This is a genomic window from Micromonospora sp. NPDC005299, assembly GCF_042872345.1.
Taxonomy (GTDB): domain Bacteria; phylum Actinomycetota; class Actinomycetes; order Mycobacteriales; family Micromonosporaceae; genus Micromonospora.
In genome coordinates, this window is the sequence record NZ_JBIAKG010000013.1 from 155249 (window position 1) to 172216 (window position 16968).

Here is a 16968-nt window from a genome sequence, read left to right on the forward strand (position 1 = left end):
GGGTGGCGGAGGCGGCGCAGCCGTCCCGGTCGGCCGACCGGGACGAGCCCGAGCGCGCCCACCCGGCGCCGGAGCGGCCGGCCGCCCGGCCGAGCCGGCCGGCCCGCAGCAGCCACAGTGTGGCCCGCATCCCGGTGCACGCCCCGCCCGACGCGGCCGCCGAACACGACGCCCACGCCACCGCCGCCCGCCTCGTCACGGCGCGGCCCGCGCCGCCGGCCGCCCCGGCCCGGTCGACGCGGCCGGTCGCCCGGCTCGCCACCGTGCCGGACCCCCGGCTGGGCGCCGGCCGGCCGCTGAACGGCGCCGAACGCTCCCGCTACGAGCCCGCGCTCGGCATGGACCTGACCGGCGTACGCCTGCACGACGGCCTCGCCGCCAAGCTCGCCGCAAGCGAACGGCGGGCGCACGCCTTCACGTACGGCAACCACGTGGTCCTGGGCGCCGGGGCCGGGCCCGGCCGGGACCTGGTGCTCGCCCACGAACTGGCCCACGTCCGCCAGCAGGCCCGCCCCGCGCCCGCCCGGGCCGGCGCGGCGACCGAGCATCCCGGTCGCGGCCCACCGGCCGCCCCGGCCCGGTCCGCGCCGCTCGGCGTGCAGTGCTTCGCGCTCGCCGACACCCCCGTGGGCCGGTTCGTCTCCGACACCGCGAGCGACGCCGCCGCCCTGGGCCGTGGCGCGCTCGACACCGCCCTCGACGTGAGCGGGGAGATCGCCGGGACCGCCCTGGAGGCGGCCTCCGCGGTCGTCGACCGGCTCGCGCCCGGCCTGCTGGAGTTCCTCCGCGGCGGCGCGCTGGTCCGGCTGCGTGAGCTGCTCTGCACCGGCGTCAACGCGCTGCTCGGCCGGCTGCTCGCCGGCCTCGCCGACTTCGATCCGATGTCCGCGATCGAGTCCACCTTCACCGGGCTCGCCCAGGGCGTCCGGGACGTCCAGGCTCGCCTCGGCGGCGCCGCCCGGTCGACCGTCGGCGCGCTGCTGCGCCCGGTGGTGGCCGCCCTGCAGGAGTGGGACGGCCCGATCATCCGGAACCTCCGGACCGCCGCGGACACCGTCAACCAGCTCTTCACCGGCCTCTGGGACCACCTCGCCGTCCCCGCGCTGGACCTGCTCGGCGCGGCCGGCGGCACCGTCTGGGAGTCCTTCACCCGGCTGGGCGGCTGGCTCTGGGACCTCACCGCGCCCATCCGCGCCGGCGCGTCGTACGCCTGGGACTGGCTCAGCACCCAGTTCGGCCTGGCCTGGGACAGCACCGAGGGCGCCCGCAGTTGGCTCGGCAACCTCGCGAACTCCGCCTGGGAGACCCTGCGGGCCACCATCGAACCGATCCGTACCCCGCTCATGGTGGTCGGCGGCATCCTGGTCCTGCTCTCCCCGCTCGGCCCCGTGGTGGTGCTGACGCAGGTGCTCCCGCCGCTGTGGGACGGGCTGACCTGGCTCTGGGAGAACTGGAACACCCGCGAGATCCTGGTCGCCGCCCGGCAGGTGCTCCAGGAGCGCGTCCTGCCCACCGTGATCGGCGCGGTCACCGGGGCGGCGGACACGCTGGCCGCCGCGGCGGCCTGGCTCGCCGACGTGGCCGGGCAGGTCGGCACCGCGATGGGCGGCGTGCTCGGCGCGTTCGGCGCCAGCACCTGCCTGACGGCGGTGTCCACCCTGCTCACCGCAGTGGCCAACCAGTTCACTCGGATGGCCGCCTGGGCACGCGGCGGGTTCAGCGGGCTCACCGAGGCCCTGCACGCCGTCTTCGACGCGCTGGTCGCCATCTTCCAGCCCATCATGGACTTCCTGGTCCGGCTGGCCGTCGTGGTGGCCAACCCGCTCATGCTGCCGGTCGTCCTCGCCGCGGTGATCTGGCTGCTCTGCCCGGACGACCTCAAGCCACCTGTGATCAACTTCGTGCTCGACCTGCTCATCGTGACGATCGGCGGGATGCCCACCCTGCTCACCGGCCTCGGCCCGCTCGGCGCGCTGCTGCGCGAGGGCGTGGTCGGCTTCCTCACCCAGCTCCGCTACGGCGAGCGGATCGGCGACCAGCAGCGCATCGACGCCAGCAACAAGATCGCCAACCTGGCCGCCGGCGGGGGCGTGGCCTTCGTGGCCGGCATGGCGTGGGGCATCGTGCAGGGCGTCGTCGACGGCATCATCGACCCGTTCCGACTGCTGTTCATGCTGGCCCAGCTCCTGGTGGCCGCCGCCCGCGCGGTGGCCCGGGTCGTCCAGTCGTACGCCCCGGGCATGGCCCTGGTCCGGGCCCCACCGGTCGCCGCCGGCGCTGCCCCGGCACCCGCCGTCACCGCGCCCACCGGCCCCGCGGTGACCGGTGGCGTCGGCCTCGGCGCGCCGGCCGCTGGTCTGGCCGGCCCAGGTCCGGCCACTCCCGCTGTCAGCACGGTCGCGGCCCCGGTGGCGGCGTCCGGATTGAGCGTCGCGGCCGGCAGTGGCCCGACGGCCACCGCCGGCCCGACCGTCGCTGCCGTCCCGGCCGCGGCTGCCGCCGGCCCGACCGGCGCCACCGCCGTTCCGACGGTCGCCGCCGCAGGCCCGACGGCGGCCGGCGGCGGGCCGGCCGGCGCGGCGGTCGAGCTGGCGGCGGTGCCCGGCGAACCGACCGACGCGCAGATCGTCGCGGCGCTACCGGCCGGCGCACTCGCGCAGGCGGCGGCCGGCGGAATGGAGGCCGACCTCGACCCCGCCACGCTGGAGACCGACATGCGCGGCGAGGTGCAGAGCAATGGCGCCACCGTGGGCGGGCTCGCCCAGCTCCTCGGCGACGCCTGGGCGGCCATGGTGGCCGGCGCCCAGTCGCTCGGCGCGCGGGCCGCCGACGCCCTGCTCGAATTCATCATGCTGCCCGACTTCGAGCTGGGCCGGAAGATCGGGTTCGTGGCCGGGTTCCTGCTGCTCCAGGCCGCCATCATCTACTTCAGCGCCGGCAACTACGCCGCCCTCAAGGCCGTCGAGCCGGGGCTGCGCACCCTGCTGGTCTACCTGCTGCGCTTCCTCGACCTCGGCGGCGAGCTGCTCGGCGTGCTGGGCCGGGCGCTGCGCCCGCTGCGCGGACCGCTCCTGCGGGGCATCGGCGCGGCGCGCGGCTTCCTCAGCCGGTTCCGCTTCGCCGCCGGGCTCCTCGAACGGGTCGAGGGGCTGGCCGGGCGGATGCTCGGCCTGGGCGACGAGGCGGCCCTGGCCGCCAGCCGGGCCGCCCAGGGCGCCGAGGCCGGCGCGTCCCGCACCGCCCGGGAGGCGGTCGAGGCGGGCGTGGCCCGGGAGGGTGCGACGACCGGCGCGTCCCGCACCGGCCGGGAGGCGGTCGAGGCCGGCGCCGCCCGCGAGGCCAGCGAGGCCGGCGGCGCCCGGGCCGGCCGCGAAGGTGCCGAGGGAGCCGCCACCCGGGAGGCCGACGAGCTGGGCGAGGGAGCGGTCCGCGCCACCGACGAACCCGGCACCCCGACCCTGGCCGACGACGCCGCCAAGGCGGCGCAGCTGCCCGAGGCGATGGCCGAGGCCCGCATCATCAAGGAGGCGAACGATGTGTTGAACACCCCGGTCCCCGTCCTGCTCGCCGAGCTGATGGCGCTCAAGACCCGGTACCGGTGGATCGAGACGTTCGCGGCCACCCCCGTCGGGCCCGGCCGCTTCCACATCGAGCTGATCGCCAGCCGCAACGACCTCGGTGACTACACCACCGGCGGCATCCCCGGCGCGCCGCGCGCTCCCGACCCCGCCCACGTGACGCTCGACCGGATCGCCGACCAGTACGAGGCGCTGCTCACCGCCGACCCGGCCCGGCACGCCCGGTTCCTGGAGATAGAGCAGCTGGCCCGGACCAATCCGGAACAGGCCGCCCGGCTCGCCGCCGAGCTGGAGGAGGACCTGATCAGCCACAGCCGCCTGTTGGGCGGGGCCGACGCGCCGCTGGACGCGCCCACCGGCTCGATGGCCGACCTGGCCGACCCGGGGACGTTGGGCGCCCGGCCGACACCCGGCCGGGCCCAGCCACGGGCCATGGAGGCGGGCAATTTCACCCACGCCAACGCCGAGGCGCTGCGGGATGTGCTGCCCCCGCCGCGGATCCCGGCGCAGTTCGCGGCGGACCGGGCGGCGGGAGACCTGATTCCGCTGTCGGAGCTGCCGGACGGTCTGCTCGCCGAGGCCCGGCTCGGCGTCACCTCCCGGGTCGACCGGGTCACGCCCACCACCATCGTGGACCCGGTCGCCGGCATCATCTACGAGATCAAGCCGGACAACGCCCGCCAGATCGTCAACGGCCTGGAGCAGGCCCGGGGCTACGCGAACCTGGCCAACGCGAGCCTGCGGGGTGGGCGCAGCGACTGGCGGGCCGTGGTCGTGGTCTACAACCAGCAGGCGGCGACCCGGATGATCCGCTGAACGCGCGGCGGATCCTCAGCAACGACCCGGACGCGATCTTCCTGCTGAAGGTCGTGGACTTCTGACCCGGCGTCCACGGGGTGCACGTGACGATGCCGCCGATCATGACGAGCGGCCTCTCCGGGTAGCCTCCTGCCATGATCGAAAGCGCGAAGGTCGCAGTCGTCGGCGTGGGCAACAACACGTCAGCGCTGGTGCAGGGGATCAACTTCTATCGCCACACCGGCAGCCTGGTGGGCATCCACCACTCCGAGTTGGCGGGGCTGGGCGTCGGGGACATCGACGTCGTCGCGGCGTTCGCCATCTCCGAGGCCAAGGTGGGCCGGGACCTGCACGAGGCGATCTTCCTGCCGCCCAACAACTTCCCCCGGCTCGATGCGGACCTGCTGCCCTCGGGCGTGACGGTGCAGCGTGGTCTCGTCGACCCGACGGAGATCGAGCGGGTGGCACATGCGCTGAAGGGCGCCGAGGTGCTGCTCTACTCCGCGCCGAGCGGCCGGCCGGAGACCGCTCGCGCCTACGCCGAGGCGGCTCTGCTGGCGGGGGTGGCGTTCGTCAACACCACGTCGGACGCGGTGGCCCGGGAGTCGTCCTGGCTCGAGCGGTTCGAGGCCGCCGGCCTGCCGCTGCTCGGCGATGACCTGGCCAGCCAGTTCGGCACCTCCGTGGTGCATCACGCGCTGCTGCGGTTGCTCGAGGAACGCGGCCTCACCCTGGTCAGTTCGTATCAGGTCAATCTGGGCGGTACGGAGGATTTCCGTAACCTGGTGGAGAACCCCAACACCAAGAAGCAGTCCAAGCTGAACGCGGTGGGGTCCGACAAGGTGCAGATGGCTCCGCTCGGGTACCTTCCGCAGCTGGGGTCTCAGAAGATCGCCCACCTCAACGTCGAGGCGCAGGGGTGGGGTGGGACAGCGGTCAGCCTGGACGTGCGGCTGAAGGTGCACGACCCGAGCGGCGCGGCCGGCGTCAACATCGACCTGATCCGCATGGCCGCCGCCGCTCTGCGCTCGGGGCGCGGCGGGTACCTGTCCGAGGCTGCGTCAATGCTGAAGTCTCCACCGGGGACGGCGATCTGAGACCGGAGGAGAGATGGAAGACGACGCGAGCCCCGAGGTGCGGGAGCGCATCACGGCGAGCTTCGAACGCCAGGGACTGATGCGCCACCTCGGCGCCCGCCTGGCGCACATCGCGCCCGGGCGGGTGCACATCGTGCTCGCCAGCCGGCCCGAGGTGACCCAGCAGCACGGCTACATCCACGCAGGCGCCACGAGCGCCATCGCGGACAGCGCGGGCGGCTATGCGGCGCTCACGTTGTTCCCCGCCGACGCCGACGTCCTCACGGTCGAATACAAGATCAATCTCCTGGCGCCCGCCGTCGGCGATCACATCGAGGCGGTCGGGACCGTGCTGAAATCCGGCAGAACGCTGACCGTGTGCCGGCTGGAGGTGTTCGGCGTGCAGAGCGGGCAGAAATCGCTCGTGGCGACCGGGCAGCAGACGCTCTTCTGCCTGAGCTGATCTCATCGTGGTCGGTCACCGTGCGGCCCTGCCGTATCGGGTGAGGACGGCCGCGCCGACGCGCTCGACCGAAACGGTTTCCAGGTCCGCCGGCGGGCCGCCGGCCGGGAAGAGCCGCTCGCCGGTGGCGAGGACGGCAGGGAAGGTCAGCAGCCGGTACTCGTCGATCAGATCCTCCGTCCTCAGCGCGTGCACCACGCTGAGGCTGCCGGTGACGATGACGTCCCGCTGTTCGTGCTTGACGCCGTCGACGAGGTCGCCGTCGATGAGCCGGGAGTTCGCCCACGCCGAGGTGTCGGTCAAGGTACGAGAGGCGACCAGTTTTGGCACGGCGTTCATCCGTGCGGAGAACGGGTCGTCGCGTCCTGGCCAGATCCGGGAGAACAGCTGCCACGTCGTGCGGCCCAGCAGCATGACTCCGTCGTCCAGCGCGCTGCCGAGGCGGAACTTGTCGCCGGCGACGGTTTCGGGGCCGTGCCGGAATGCCCAGCCGCCGGTCGGCGTGTCTCCGGACCCGTCGGGGTCGGACACGATCCCGTCCAGGGTGATGAACTCAATGACGATGACGCTCACGACAGATGTCCCTTCGGTCGACGCTCACCGGTACATACCGGCGGCACCGGCCGGACTCATCGCGGCGGGCGAAACTCGTCGGGAAAAATCTGCGTGGGCAGGTCGAACGCCGTGAGCGCGGCTCGGTCGGCGAACACGACGTTGCGCGTGACCAGACAGCCGGCGACGGTGAGGACCTGCAGCGTGTGCAACTGGTGCCCGCCGCCAGGTTGCGGCGCGTACGCGGCGAGCGCGGGTTGCCCGTTGGCGGTGAGTCGTGTCATGACCCAGCCCGTCCCGCGCATCTGGAAGACACGATCCATGAACCGGCCGTAGTCGCTGCTGCCCCGATACCACAACGGCACCGGCGGCATCTCCAGGACGGCATCGTCGGTCAGGAGCCGCACCAGCGCGGGAACGTCTGCCGCCTCGAACGCTCGAACGTAGCGGTCGATCACCGCGCGCACCTGCGGATCGTCCGGCTCGGTGACCTCGTCCACGTCGCCGACCTCGGCGAGAGCGGAGCGGGCGCGCTGCAGCGCGCTGTTGATCGCGGGGACCGTGCTCCCCAACTGCGTGGCGACCTCGGCGGCGCTGAACTCCAGCACATCGCGCAGCAACAGCACGGCCCGCTGACGGGCCGACAGGGCCTGCATGGCCGCCACCAGCGCGAGCCGGATTCCCGCCCGGGCCTCGACGTCAACCCGCGCGTCGGGAAACGGCTGCAGCCAAGGGACGTCCAGCGCCGGTGCGAGCGGCGCTGCGGGGTCGCCGCTCGGCGCGCCCAGGCCTGACGGCAACGGCCGCCGGGCACGCCCCTCCAGCGCGGTCAGGCACACGTTGGTGGCGATGCGGTACAGCCAGGTCCGTACCGACGCGCGGGTGTCGTCGTACCGGTCGCGGGCCGTCCACGCCCGCAGCATCGTCTCCTGCACCAGATCCTCGGCCTCGTGGAACGAGCCCACCATCCGGTAGCAGTAGGCGATCAACTCACCCCGGTAGGTCTCGAACTCCACCCGCCCATCCTGGCAGAGCCGGTGACACCCCCGAGAATGGTCATCCGGCGGTGTGTTGCCGTGCGCGTTCCCGTAGCGGGGTCAGGGCCGTGGTCCAGTGCACCAGCTCGTCGAGCATCGCCTCGGCGCTGGCGTCCATGGTCTCGTTGGGTCGCAGTGCGCCGTCGTCGTCGATGAACTGGGCGACGAACGGGATGTGCACGGCCTCGGGGATCGGCGTCATCTTCAACGTGGTCAGCACCTGCTTGATCATCTGCGCGGCGCGGGTGCCGGCGCTGACGCCGCCGTAGCTGACCAGGCCGACCGGCTTGTAGGCCCACTCGTGCGCGAGGTAGTCGATGGCGTTCTTGAGCGGGGCCGTGTAGCCGAAGTTGTACTCGGGCATGACGATCAGGAACGCGTCGGCCCGGTCGATCGTGGCGCTCCAGTCGCGGGTGTGCCGGTGGACGTAGCGGCGCAGGCGCGGGTGGTTCGGCTCGTCCATGAACGGCAGGTTCCACTCGGCGAGGTCGACGAGTTCCACCTGGTCGAAGCCGCCGTGCTTGACCGCCACGGTGTTGATCCACTCGGCGACCGGCAGGCCGAGGCGGCCGGGCCGGGTGCTGGCAATGATGATCTGCAGGGTAGACATGCCGCGCTTCCTTGAAGTTGATGACGTGTCAGCAACCTAGCCGCACGATGCTGACGTGTCAGCAATTCGCCGTAGACTGTGACGCATGACCCAACCGCGGTGGCTGAACCCCGAGGAACAACGCCTGTGGCTGGCCTTCCTGCGCATGCGGCGCGCGATCGACGCGGCGATCGACGGTCAGCTCGCCGAGGCCGGCCTGTCGCCCGCCGACTACGACGTCCTGGCCCCGCTCTCTCAGAGCGGCGAAGCACTGCGCGTGCGGGACCTGGCCACCCGCATCGGCTGGGACCGCAGCCGCATCGCCCACCAGCTCCGCCGGATGGAGCAGCGCGGGCTCGTCGCGCGGTCCGGCAGCACCACCGACCGGCGGGGCACGATGGTCCACCTCACGGACCTCGGCCGCACGGCGATCACCGCCGCCGCGCCGGGGCACGTCGAGGCGGTCCGCCGCGTGCTGTTCGACCAGCTCGACCAGGACGACCTGATCCATCTCGCGGACATCGCCGAGCGGGTGGCCGACGCCGCCGGACTGACCGGCATCTCCCGCACCGGGGGCCCGGCTCCGCGCGACAGGGCCCATGCGGACCGCCAGGGACTCGAACCCTGAGCCTATGGATTGCCGGCGAGCCGGCCGGATCGGGTGCGGTGCGAGGTCATCCGGGCTGCTGTCGCGCTTCTCGGCCCGGTTCGGCTGGCACGGTTGCTGTACTGCTGGCGTCGGCCGATAGGCTTCCCTGGTCCAGCCGAGGAAGCGGCGGTGCAGCACGCCGGCGGGTGTCCAGGGCAGTTCATCGCCCGGGTTGACGCTGCGCTCGGCCAACGTCGCTGACTACAGCTCACCCAGGGCCTTGCGCGCCACCAGTTCCAACACCGCGATCACCGTACCGGCACCCACGATCTCACCCTCGGAGACGAGATGCCGCGCCTCCTCCAGCGGAATCCAGGCCACCTGCTCGGTCTCGTTGACGTCCACCGGAGCGCCGGTGTGCTCCGCGTTCCGAGCAAGGAACAGCAAGTTCTCCGCGTCCGCGGTCGCCACCCACGGCTGAAACGACAGCAAGGGCTCTACTGCGCCCGGACGCCACCCGGTCTCCTCCTCGACCTCTCGGACCGCGCACTTTGCCGGATCCTCGCCCTCATCGATGTAGCCACCCGGCAGCTCCCACACCCATCGGTCGAACACGAACCGGTGCCGCCGCATCAGCAACAGGCGCTCCCGGCCGTCAATCACGGCAACCATGGCCGACCGGGGCGCCCGGATCACGTATTGCTTGAAGCGGACCCCATCCGGCAACTCCACATCCGCGATGCTCAACCGCGACCGCCGGCTGCCGTCTACAACCCGCTCACCATGAATCGTCCACCGCGTCGACCTGCTAGCCAGTTCCTCCGTCGCTCGGCCAGTATCCGACCAGCGGCACCGAGCCGCTGCCGCACGGCGCCGACCGGGGAACGTGGGCGGGAAGGCGGGAGCGGCGTGCGGGTGCTGGTGGTGGAGGACGAGACCGCCCTGGCGGAAGTGATCCGGGCCGGCCTGATCGACGAGGGCTTCGGCCTCGGTGCCGACGACTATCTGATCAAGCCGTTCTCGTTCGTGGTGCTGGTGGCCCGGCTCCGCGCCCTGGTCCGCCGGGGCGCGCCGGTGCGGCCGGTGGTGTTGACCGCCGGTGACCTGGCCGTCGACCCGGCCCGGCGGCAGGTCACCCGGGCCGGGCAGCGGGTCCGGGTGACCGGGCGGGGGTTCGCGCTGCTGGAGTTCCTGATGCGGCACCGCGGAGACGTGGTGTCCAAGACGCAGATCATCGAGAACGTCTGGGACGCCCATTTCGAGGGTGACCCGAACATCGTCGAGGTGTACGTCGGATACCTACGCCGCAAGATCGACCAGCCGTTCGGCCGGACCGCCATCCGGACGGAGCGGGGGATGGGCTACCGGCTGGCCGCCGACGGCGGATGACGGCGAGCCCGGCAGCGGCCCATGCCGCTGGGGCCGACCCACCTTGGCGGTGAATCGTCGTGCATCCTCTCAGGGCCTTCTCAGCGCTGGGGAACCTACGCTGCGGGTATGGCTGCCATGCTCCGTCCGTTCCGGGACCTCGCCTGGTGGGTGCGCCGCCGGCTGGGGGTGCGGCTGCGCTCGGCGCTGGCCGCCTCGGTGGTGGTGGCGGTGGCCTTCGGGGTCGGCGCGGCCGCCTTCATCTACCTGGCCCGCGCCAACCTGGTCGGCAACGTGGAGGCGGCCGCGAGGCAGCGCGCTGGGGAGGTGGCCACGGCGGTGGCCGGCGGCGACCGGGACGACATTGCCCAGACGCTGAAGTCCAGCCCGGGGGAGCAGACCTTGGTGCAGGTCCTGGCGCCGTCCGGCCAGGTAGAGGCGGCGTCGGCGGTGCTCGGGGGCGCCGCGCCGCTGTCACCGCTGCGTCCCGCCGCCGGTGAGGTGCTGCGGGAACAGCGGATGCTGCCGTTCGCCGATGAAGACCCTTTCCGGGTGATCGCTCTGGGTGTGGGCACCAGGTCGGGTACCCGGACCGTGCTGGTGGCCCAGTCCCTGCGGCCGGTGAACGAGAGCACCGAGGTGGTCGCCGCGATCCTGGTCGCCGGGTTGCCGCCGATGCTGCTCGTGGTTGGTGGGGCGGTCTTCCTGTTCGTCGGCCGGTCGTTGCGGGCGGTGGAGGCGATTCGCAGTCGAGTCGCCGGCATCACCGCCCGTGACCTGCACGCCCGGGTGCCGGTGCCGGCGGCGCACGACGAGGTGGCGGCACTGGCGGAGACGATGAATTCCATGCTCGACCGCCTGGAGACGGCGGCGGCAGGTCAGCGGCGGTTCGTCGCCGATGCCAGCCACGAACTTCGCAGTCCGCTGGCCACCCTGCAGGCCGGCCTGGACCGGCTGGCGCTCGTGCCGCTGCCGGACGCCAACGATGATCTGGTCCGGCTGATGCGGCTGGAGTCGCAACGGCTGGGCCGTCTGATCTCCGATCTGCTGCTGCTCGCCCGGATCGACGAGCACAGCCTCACCCTGCGCCGTGAGGACGTCGATCTGGACGACCTGGCGTACACCGAGCGGGACCGGCTCGCCGCCCGTCGGCCGGACCTGACGGTGCGGACCCAGCTTGCCCCGGTACGGGTGACCGGCGACGCGTACGACCTCGGGCGGGCGCTGCGCAACCTCGCTGACAACGCCGCTCGGCACGCGCGGCGGGAGGTCCTCCTGCGAGTTTGGGCTGACGACGGATGGGGCTGTCTCGACGTCACCGACGACGGGCCGGGAGTCCCCGAGGGGAAGCGGGAGCGGATCTTTGAGCGGTTCGTCCGGCTCGACGACAGCCGGGCACGCGCCGACGGCGGCAGCGGCCTGGGGCTGCCGATCACCCGGGAGATCGTCGCGGCGCACGGCGGGACCGTCCGGGTGCTACCGGGGCCCGGCATGACGGTCCAGGTCCGGCTGCCGCTGGGCGGTGACGGCCGACCGACCGGCTGAACCGGCGGGTTTTCCATTTGCTGGCTGCCCGGTCTGTCGCCCTTTCAGGCTCCTCTCAGGCGGGAGCGGGCAGGCTGGGCTCAGCCGGTCGGGGGAGCCGGGTCAGCGATGGAGTCGGACAAGTCATGAACTACCACCTGTTCCAGCTCGTCAACGCCGCCGCCGGACGCAGTGATTCGGTGGATGACGTGATGGAGTGGTTGGCGGTCTGGCTGATCTACGTCCTGGGCGGCCTGGCGGTCGTCGCGCTGCTGCTCGGCCTGAAATCACGCGGGCGGGCGCCCGTCGTGCGCGTCGTGGTGTCCCTTGTCCTGGCGTTCGCAGTCGGGCAGGTGGTCGCCGCCGTCAGCACCGAGGTCCGCCCGTTCCAGACCCATCGAGTGCACCAGCTGATCCCGCATGACCCGGGCGCGTCGCTGCCCAGCGACCACGCCACGGCCGCCTTCGCGGTGGCCTTCGCGATCGGGTTGTTTCTGTCCTGGCGCTGGGGGGTAGCGCTGTCGGTGCTGGCAACCGTCATCGGATTCGCCCGCGTGTGGGCAGGTGTGCACTATCCGGCCGACATCGTCGCCGGCGCGGTCATCGGCGCGGTAGCCGTGCTGATCACCGCGTTCGGCTGGCGCGTGTTCGACCAGTGGAGCCACCGTCGCGGGTCGGGCACCGCTGTCGGCAGCCGGTGACCGCATCCCTCGTCCGCCCGCCCCGCAGGCTTTCCGCCGCACGTATTCGGAGGTCCCCTCGTGTCGACGTCTCTGGCCCTGCCGGCGGTGGGTCCCGGTTTCCTCAATCCGGAGTGGTTGATCTCCACTTTCGGGTTGATCGGTATCCTCGCCATCGTCTTCGCCGAGTCCGGCCTGCTGATCGGTTTCTTCTTCCCCGGTGACTCGCTGCTGTTCACCGCCGGGCTGCTCGTCGCCGACAGCCGCTACCTGCACCAGCCGCTGTGGCTGGTCTGCCTGCTGGTGCCCGTCGCCGCGATCCTAGGGGACCAGGTGGGCTACCTGTTCGGCAAGCGGGTCGGCCCGAGCCTGTTCCGGCGGCCCAACTCGCGGCTGTTCAAGCAGGAGAATGTGCACCGAGCCAACGACTTCTTCGCCAGGTACGGGGCCCGGTCGATCGTGCTGGCCCGGTTCGTGCCGATCGTGCGGACGTTCACCCCGATCATCGCCGGGGTCAGCCGGATGCACTACCGGACGTTTCTCATCTACAACGTGCTCGGCGGGGCGCTCTGGGGCATCGGCGTCACCGTGCTGGGCTACTTCCTCGGCCAGATCGCCTTCGTCAAGTCCAACATCGAGTTCATCCTGATCGGCATCGTGGTGATCTCCGTGGTACCGATCGGCATCCAACTGCTCCGGTCCCGGCGGCACGCCGCCCAGACCCCCGATGAGGCGACGATCCGACACTGAGCGGTCCCGTCAATGGCCCACGCCGGGCTGGTAGGCGGGCACGTCGAGCAGTTCGTCCACGGTCACGAAATGAAAGCCGCTGGCCAGTAACGCCTCGGTGGTCAGCTTCACCGCCTCGACAGTCTGGCTGCGGTTGCCGCCTCGGGCATCGAATCCGTCGTGGAAGATCAGGATGGTGCCGGGCCTTGTCTTCGCGACCGCTGCGCGGGCGATCGCCGCCGCGTCGATCTGCAGTACCTCGAGGGCGTGGCAGAACACGCCGGACACCGGCTGCAATGCCGCTGCCCGCAGCATCCGCAGCAGCGGGGGATGCCGCCACAGCCAGGGAGAGCGGGCCAGCGCGGGTGCGCGGCCGACGTACCGGCGAAGAACCTCCTGCGTCCGGTGGACCTCCCTTTTGTAGCGGCCGGGACGAAGGTAGCTGCTGAAGCTGTGGGTCAGCGAGTGGTTACCAATGACGTGGCCAGCGGTAACCATTCGTCTGGTCGTGGCGGGGTACCGCTGTACGCAGCTGCCTACCTGGAAGAAGGTGGCGCGGATGTGCCGGCTGTCGAGGTAGTCGAGGATTTGAGAGGTGTACGGCTCGTTAGGGCCGTCATCGAAGGTCAGTGCGACGACCTGCTTCGTCGAGGGTCCCCGGTAGGGGTAATGGCCGAACAGTTGGCAGTAGGGAGACAGGAATGTCCAGTAGCCGGCGGCGAGGATGGCGATGAGGAGCAGCACGGCAAGCCACCTCATCGGTGTCCGTCCTGGCCTGCGCTCACCCTGATGTGCCGCAGGAACGAGTGATAGGTGTCGGAGACCCGCCCGGCTGGCGCCGCGAAGGGAATCGCCAGTAGCGCTGCGGCCGCGACGCTGCCGATGGTGCGCCAATGGCGCCTCGCGGCGCGGCTGGTGCGGAAGGCGGGTGCGGATCCGAGGACGCGACGGCCGAACAACCGGTTCAACAGGTACGCCAGCAGATAGTGCACCAGCAGCGTGACGAACATGTTGTAGACCAGGCCGCGGGTTAGTCGTCGCCCGGAGCTGTGGCTTGGATTGCTTGGGTCATACACCACGCGACCCTGACGGCGTAGCCTGCGCAGCAGGTCCAACTCGTCGCCACCCTGCGTCAGCCTCGTGTCGTAGCCGGGAAAGTGGTCCCGGCGCACGGCAATGTTCGTCGCGGTCACGTAGAACACCCGCCCGGTCAGCCGGTAGGCCAGGCCGACGAGCCCGAACAGCAGCCGGGCGTACAGCCGTCCCCAGTGCGGACCGTCCTTGTACCGGCAGGGGCCGACCACCCCCACGACCCGGTTGTCCGCGACGAACGCACGGTGGATCTTGTCCAGCCAGTCCGGGCCGTAGGTGGTGTCGGCGTCCGCCGAGACGATGATCTGGCCGCGACTGGCCTGGGCGCCGCACTGTCGAGCCGCGCAGACGCCGCGCTCGTGCTCCGTCACCACCGTTGCCCCGAGGTTCCGGGCTATCGCGGCTGTGGCATCGGTGCAGTTGTTGTCCACGACGATGATTTCGCAGCCGCCCACAACGCGTTGGGCTTGCAGCGACGCGATTGCCGCAGCGATGTAGTCGGCTTCGTTGAAGCAGGGGATGACCACGCTGAACAGTACGCCCACTCCGTCACCTTCCGATTGCTGCAGGCTGCCGCGGTGCAACCCTGAGCGATGGCGGCCAGCAGCCCACCTCGTTCGGTCGGTCGCCCGCGACGCGACATGGCCACCATGATCAACGCCGCGACCTGAGAGCGAGCTGAAGACGTGGGGCGGAGTCCGTAGCAGCGCCTAGGCATGACTACCTCTCCTACTTCCAGTCCCGGTTGGTCACCGCCCTCAACGCCGGCGCCGACGACCACGTCACCAAGCCCTTCGGCGTCGACCAACTCCTCGCCCGCATCCCCGCCGTCACCCGCTCAACACCACCACCGACACCCGGCCGGCGAGCAGCCTCGTACGGGTGGGACGACACACCGTCAACCTCGCCGACCGGACCGTCACCCCGCGACGACGGCACCGAGGTCCGGCTGACCCCCACCCAGTGGAGCGTGCTCGAAAAACTGCTGCGCCACCCCGGCAAGCTGATCACCCAGCGCCAACTGCTGCACGACGCCTGGGGCCGGACTACCACGACGAGACCGGCCACCTGCGCCATTCCATGGCCCAACTACGCCGCAAGCTCGAAGACAACCCCGCCCGACCGCAGCACCTCATCACCGAACCCGGCATGCGCTACCGCTTCCGCCCCTGACAGCTCCGCCTGCTGACGATCAGCCCGAGGCGCGAAGCGTGGACCGGCGCGTGGCGGGGCCGACGATCAGACCGTTGCCCGGGTGGTGGAGCAGGCGCGTGCGGCGGGCCAGCCGAGCCCATACTCGCGCCATGACTTCGCCCGGCCTGCATTCGAGCCCCGCGAAATCTCGAAGAGCCCGGACGTTCTCTTCAGCAAAATTTCAGGGTCGGTAGTCCATGCTCTCCGCAGTGTCCTTGACGAAGGGAAGAACTGTGTCCGTTGCCACTGACCGGCTGGTAAGTACGCGCGGGTGGTTGACGAAAGTCCCGGCGATTACCACGACGTTCTGGGTCATCAAGGTGCTGTCGACGACAATTGGAGAGACGTTTGCGGACTATCTGGCCGTGAACGTGGGACTCGGTCCTGCCGTCACCGACGCGGTAATGATCGCGGTGCTCGTCGTCGCGCTTGTCATCCAATTCCGGACCCGCGCATACACGCCGTGGATCTATTGGTTGTGTGTGGTGTTGGTGAGCATCGTCGGCACGCAGCTGACTGACTTCTTCACCGATACGCTGGGCGTGAGCCTGTATATCAGCACCGCCGTTTTCGCGGTAGTTCTCGCGGTCGTGTTCGCCGTCTGGTATCGCCAGGAACGTACGCTGGCGATCGCTTCCATCGACACTCCGCGCCGTGAAGCGTTCTATTGGGGCGCGATCCTCACCACCTTCGCGCTCGGTACCGCCGCTGGCGACCTTGCTACCGAGGCACTCAGCCTGGGCTTCCGCAACGGCGTGCTGATTTTCGGCGGTCTGATTGTGGCGACGTGGGTCGCCTACCGTCTGGGTGCCGGACAGGTGCTGACGTTCTGGATCGCCTACGTGCTCACCCGACCGCTCGGCGCCTCGCTTGGTGACCTGCTGACGCAGGACAAGGATTTCGGCGGTCTCGGGTTGGGCTCGAGCGTCACCAGTTTGCTGTTCTTCAGCACGATCCTGGTCCTCGTCATCCGCGAGCAGGTTCTGGTCAGTCGCCACGGTGTGGCCGTCAAGGGCGTGGGGCCGCTCGGCGGCCACCGGCAGGACTACACCTGGGCCGCTGCGGCCGTCGTCGCTGTCGCGCTGGTCGGGTGGGTGCTGCGGCCGGCCGGGGACACGACGCAGGCCGCCGGGCCGGAGGTCGTGACGAACCCACAGCCTGGTACCCAGGCCGGTGCCGCGCCCGGTGCCCCCGCAGCTCCCACACGGCAAGCACATCCGATTACGAAGCTGGGCAACCTAGGCCGATTCGCGGTGATCGTCGCCGACGTGAAGGCAAAGGTCGCCCAGAACGACCTGGCGGGCGCAAAGGCACGGGTGAAGGACCTCGAGGTGGCCTGGGACGACGCCGAGGCGGGGCTCAAGCCGCGCGATTCCGCCAAATGGCACCAACTCGACGACCAGATCGATGCGGTCCTGACGGCCCTGCGGGCGTCGAATCCCGTGCAAGGCGACTGCGCCTCGGCGGTGGCCACCTTGATGTCGACCCTGAATCAGTTCGACGGCGTACGGTGATTCAGGCGCTAGGTCGGGCGGATCCGGGTGCGCCAGTCAAGCGGTGCCGCAGCCCGCGTCCGATGGTCTGGCCGTTGTCGGTGCGCTGCGCCTCGGTCGCGGCCGGCCATTCGTCGCGCGGCGCGGTGGGCTGCGGCTTGGGAGGGGTATCCGCCACGGCGAACGCGTTCCGGATCGGTCGAGGA

General features: G+C 71.1%; 15 protein-coding genes and 1 pseudogene. 10 read left to right on the top strand and 6 right to left on the bottom strand.

What is annotated here, in order from left to right:
- Positions 1 to 2: 2 nt before the first annotated feature.
- The 3 genes from ACFYPD_RS29330 to ACFYPD_RS29340 all read left to right on the top strand — a co-directional run bounded on the left by ACFYPD_RS29330 (position 3) and on the right by ACFYPD_RS29340 (position 5915).
- Entirely contained in the window at positions 3 to 4394 is a 4392-nt protein-coding gene (locus ACFYPD_RS29330; RefSeq protein WP_387120512.1) for a DUF4157 domain-containing protein, read from the top strand.
- Positions 4395 to 4531: 137 nt separating this feature from the next.
- Positions 4532 to 5473, top strand: coding sequence for an inositol-3-phosphate synthase (locus tag ACFYPD_RS29335; protein WP_387120389.1), 942 nt, complete (start codon positions 4532 to 4534; stop codon positions 5471 to 5473).
- Positions 5474 to 5486: 13 nt separating this feature from the next.
- Positions 5487 to 5915 (top strand): PaaI family thioesterase, encoded by a 429-nt coding sequence (locus ACFYPD_RS29340; protein WP_387120392.1) that lies wholly within the window; start codon positions 5487 to 5489, stop codon positions 5913 to 5915.
- A gap of 15 nt (positions 5916 to 5930) precedes the next feature.
- Here the strand turns inward: ACFYPD_RS29340 and ACFYPD_RS29345 are convergent, their stop codons facing one another.
- From ACFYPD_RS29345 to ACFYPD_RS29355, 3 genes are read right to left on the bottom strand one after another with little or no spacing between them, the layout of a single operon-like run.
- Complete coding sequence (locus ACFYPD_RS29345; RefSeq protein ID WP_387120395.1) at positions 5931 to 6488, bottom strand: dihydrofolate reductase family protein; 558 nt, start codon at positions 6486 to 6488, stop codon at positions 5931 to 5933.
- A gap of 56 nt (positions 6489 to 6544) precedes the next feature.
- The gene (locus tag ACFYPD_RS29350) at positions 6545 to 7483 is read right to left on the bottom strand and encodes a sigma-70 family RNA polymerase sigma factor (RefSeq protein ID WP_387120398.1); all 939 of its coding nucleotides are present in this window, start codon (positions 7481 to 7483) and stop codon (positions 6545 to 6547) included.
- 40 nt (positions 7484 to 7523) lie between these two features.
- The gene (locus tag ACFYPD_RS29355) at positions 7524 to 8114 is read right to left on the bottom strand and encodes an NADPH-dependent FMN reductase (RefSeq protein ID WP_387120400.1); all 591 of its coding nucleotides are present in this window, start codon (positions 8112 to 8114) and stop codon (positions 7524 to 7526) included.
- Between the two features lie 85 nt (positions 8115 to 8199).
- Between ACFYPD_RS29355 and ACFYPD_RS29360 the strand changes: the two genes are divergently transcribed.
- The gene (locus ACFYPD_RS29360) at positions 8200 to 8721 is read left to right on the top strand and encodes a MarR family winged helix-turn-helix transcriptional regulator (RefSeq protein ID WP_387120403.1); all 522 of its coding nucleotides are present in this window, start codon (positions 8200 to 8202) and stop codon (positions 8719 to 8721) included.
- A gap of 222 nt (positions 8722 to 8943) precedes the next feature.
- Here ACFYPD_RS29360 and ACFYPD_RS29365 read toward each other — a convergent pair whose 3' ends face one another.
- Complete coding sequence (locus tag ACFYPD_RS29365) at positions 8944 to 9498, bottom strand: NUDIX hydrolase (RefSeq protein WP_387120515.1); 555 nt, start codon at positions 9496 to 9498, stop codon at positions 8944 to 8946.
- Positions 9499 to 9657: 159 nt separating this feature from the next.
- Here ACFYPD_RS29365 and ACFYPD_RS29370 point away from each other — a divergent pair.
- From ACFYPD_RS29370 to ACFYPD_RS29385, 4 genes and pseudogenes are all read left to right on the top strand, one after another.
- A pseudogene (locus ACFYPD_RS29370) lies at positions 9658 to 10071 on the top strand (winged helix-turn-helix domain-containing protein); the annotation flags it as partial.
- A gap of 108 nt (positions 10072 to 10179) precedes the next feature.
- Positions 10180 to 11595: a sensor histidine kinase gene (locus ACFYPD_RS29375; RefSeq protein WP_387120406.1), complete on the top strand. Its 1416-nt coding sequence runs from the start codon at positions 10180 to 10182 to the stop codon at positions 11593 to 11595.
- Between the two features lie 125 nt (positions 11596 to 11720).
- Positions 11721 to 12275 (top strand): phosphatase PAP2 family protein, encoded by a 555-nt coding sequence (locus tag ACFYPD_RS29380; RefSeq protein ID WP_387120409.1) that lies wholly within the window; start codon positions 11721 to 11723, stop codon positions 12273 to 12275.
- A gap of 60 nt (positions 12276 to 12335) precedes the next feature.
- Positions 12336 to 13004, top strand: a complete 669-nt coding sequence (locus ACFYPD_RS29385; RefSeq protein ID WP_387120412.1) for a DedA family protein — start codon at positions 12336 to 12338, stop codon at positions 13002 to 13004.
- A gap of 9 nt (positions 13005 to 13013) precedes the next feature.
- Here ACFYPD_RS29385 and ACFYPD_RS29390 read toward each other — a convergent pair whose 3' ends face one another.
- Entirely contained in the window at positions 13014 to 13727 is a 714-nt protein-coding gene (locus tag ACFYPD_RS29390; protein WP_387120415.1) for a polysaccharide deacetylase family protein, read from the bottom strand.
- A gap of 11 nt (positions 13728 to 13738) precedes the next feature.
- On the bottom strand, positions 13739 to 14620 hold the full coding sequence (locus ACFYPD_RS29395; protein ID WP_387120418.1) for a glycosyltransferase family 2 protein: 882 nt from the start codon (positions 14618 to 14620) through the stop codon (positions 13739 to 13741).
- Between the two features lie 200 nt (positions 14621 to 14820).
- Between ACFYPD_RS29395 and ACFYPD_RS29400 the strand changes: the two genes are divergently transcribed.
- On the top strand, positions 14821 to 15264 hold the full coding sequence (locus ACFYPD_RS29400) for a response regulator transcription factor (protein WP_387120421.1): 444 nt from the start codon (positions 14821 to 14823) through the stop codon (positions 15262 to 15264).
- A gap of 280 nt (positions 15265 to 15544) precedes the next feature.
- Positions 15545 to 16783, top strand: coding sequence for a hypothetical protein (locus tag ACFYPD_RS29405; RefSeq protein ID WP_387120424.1), 1239 nt, complete (start codon positions 15545 to 15547; stop codon positions 16781 to 16783).
- Positions 16784 to 16968: the final 185 nt, after the last annotated feature.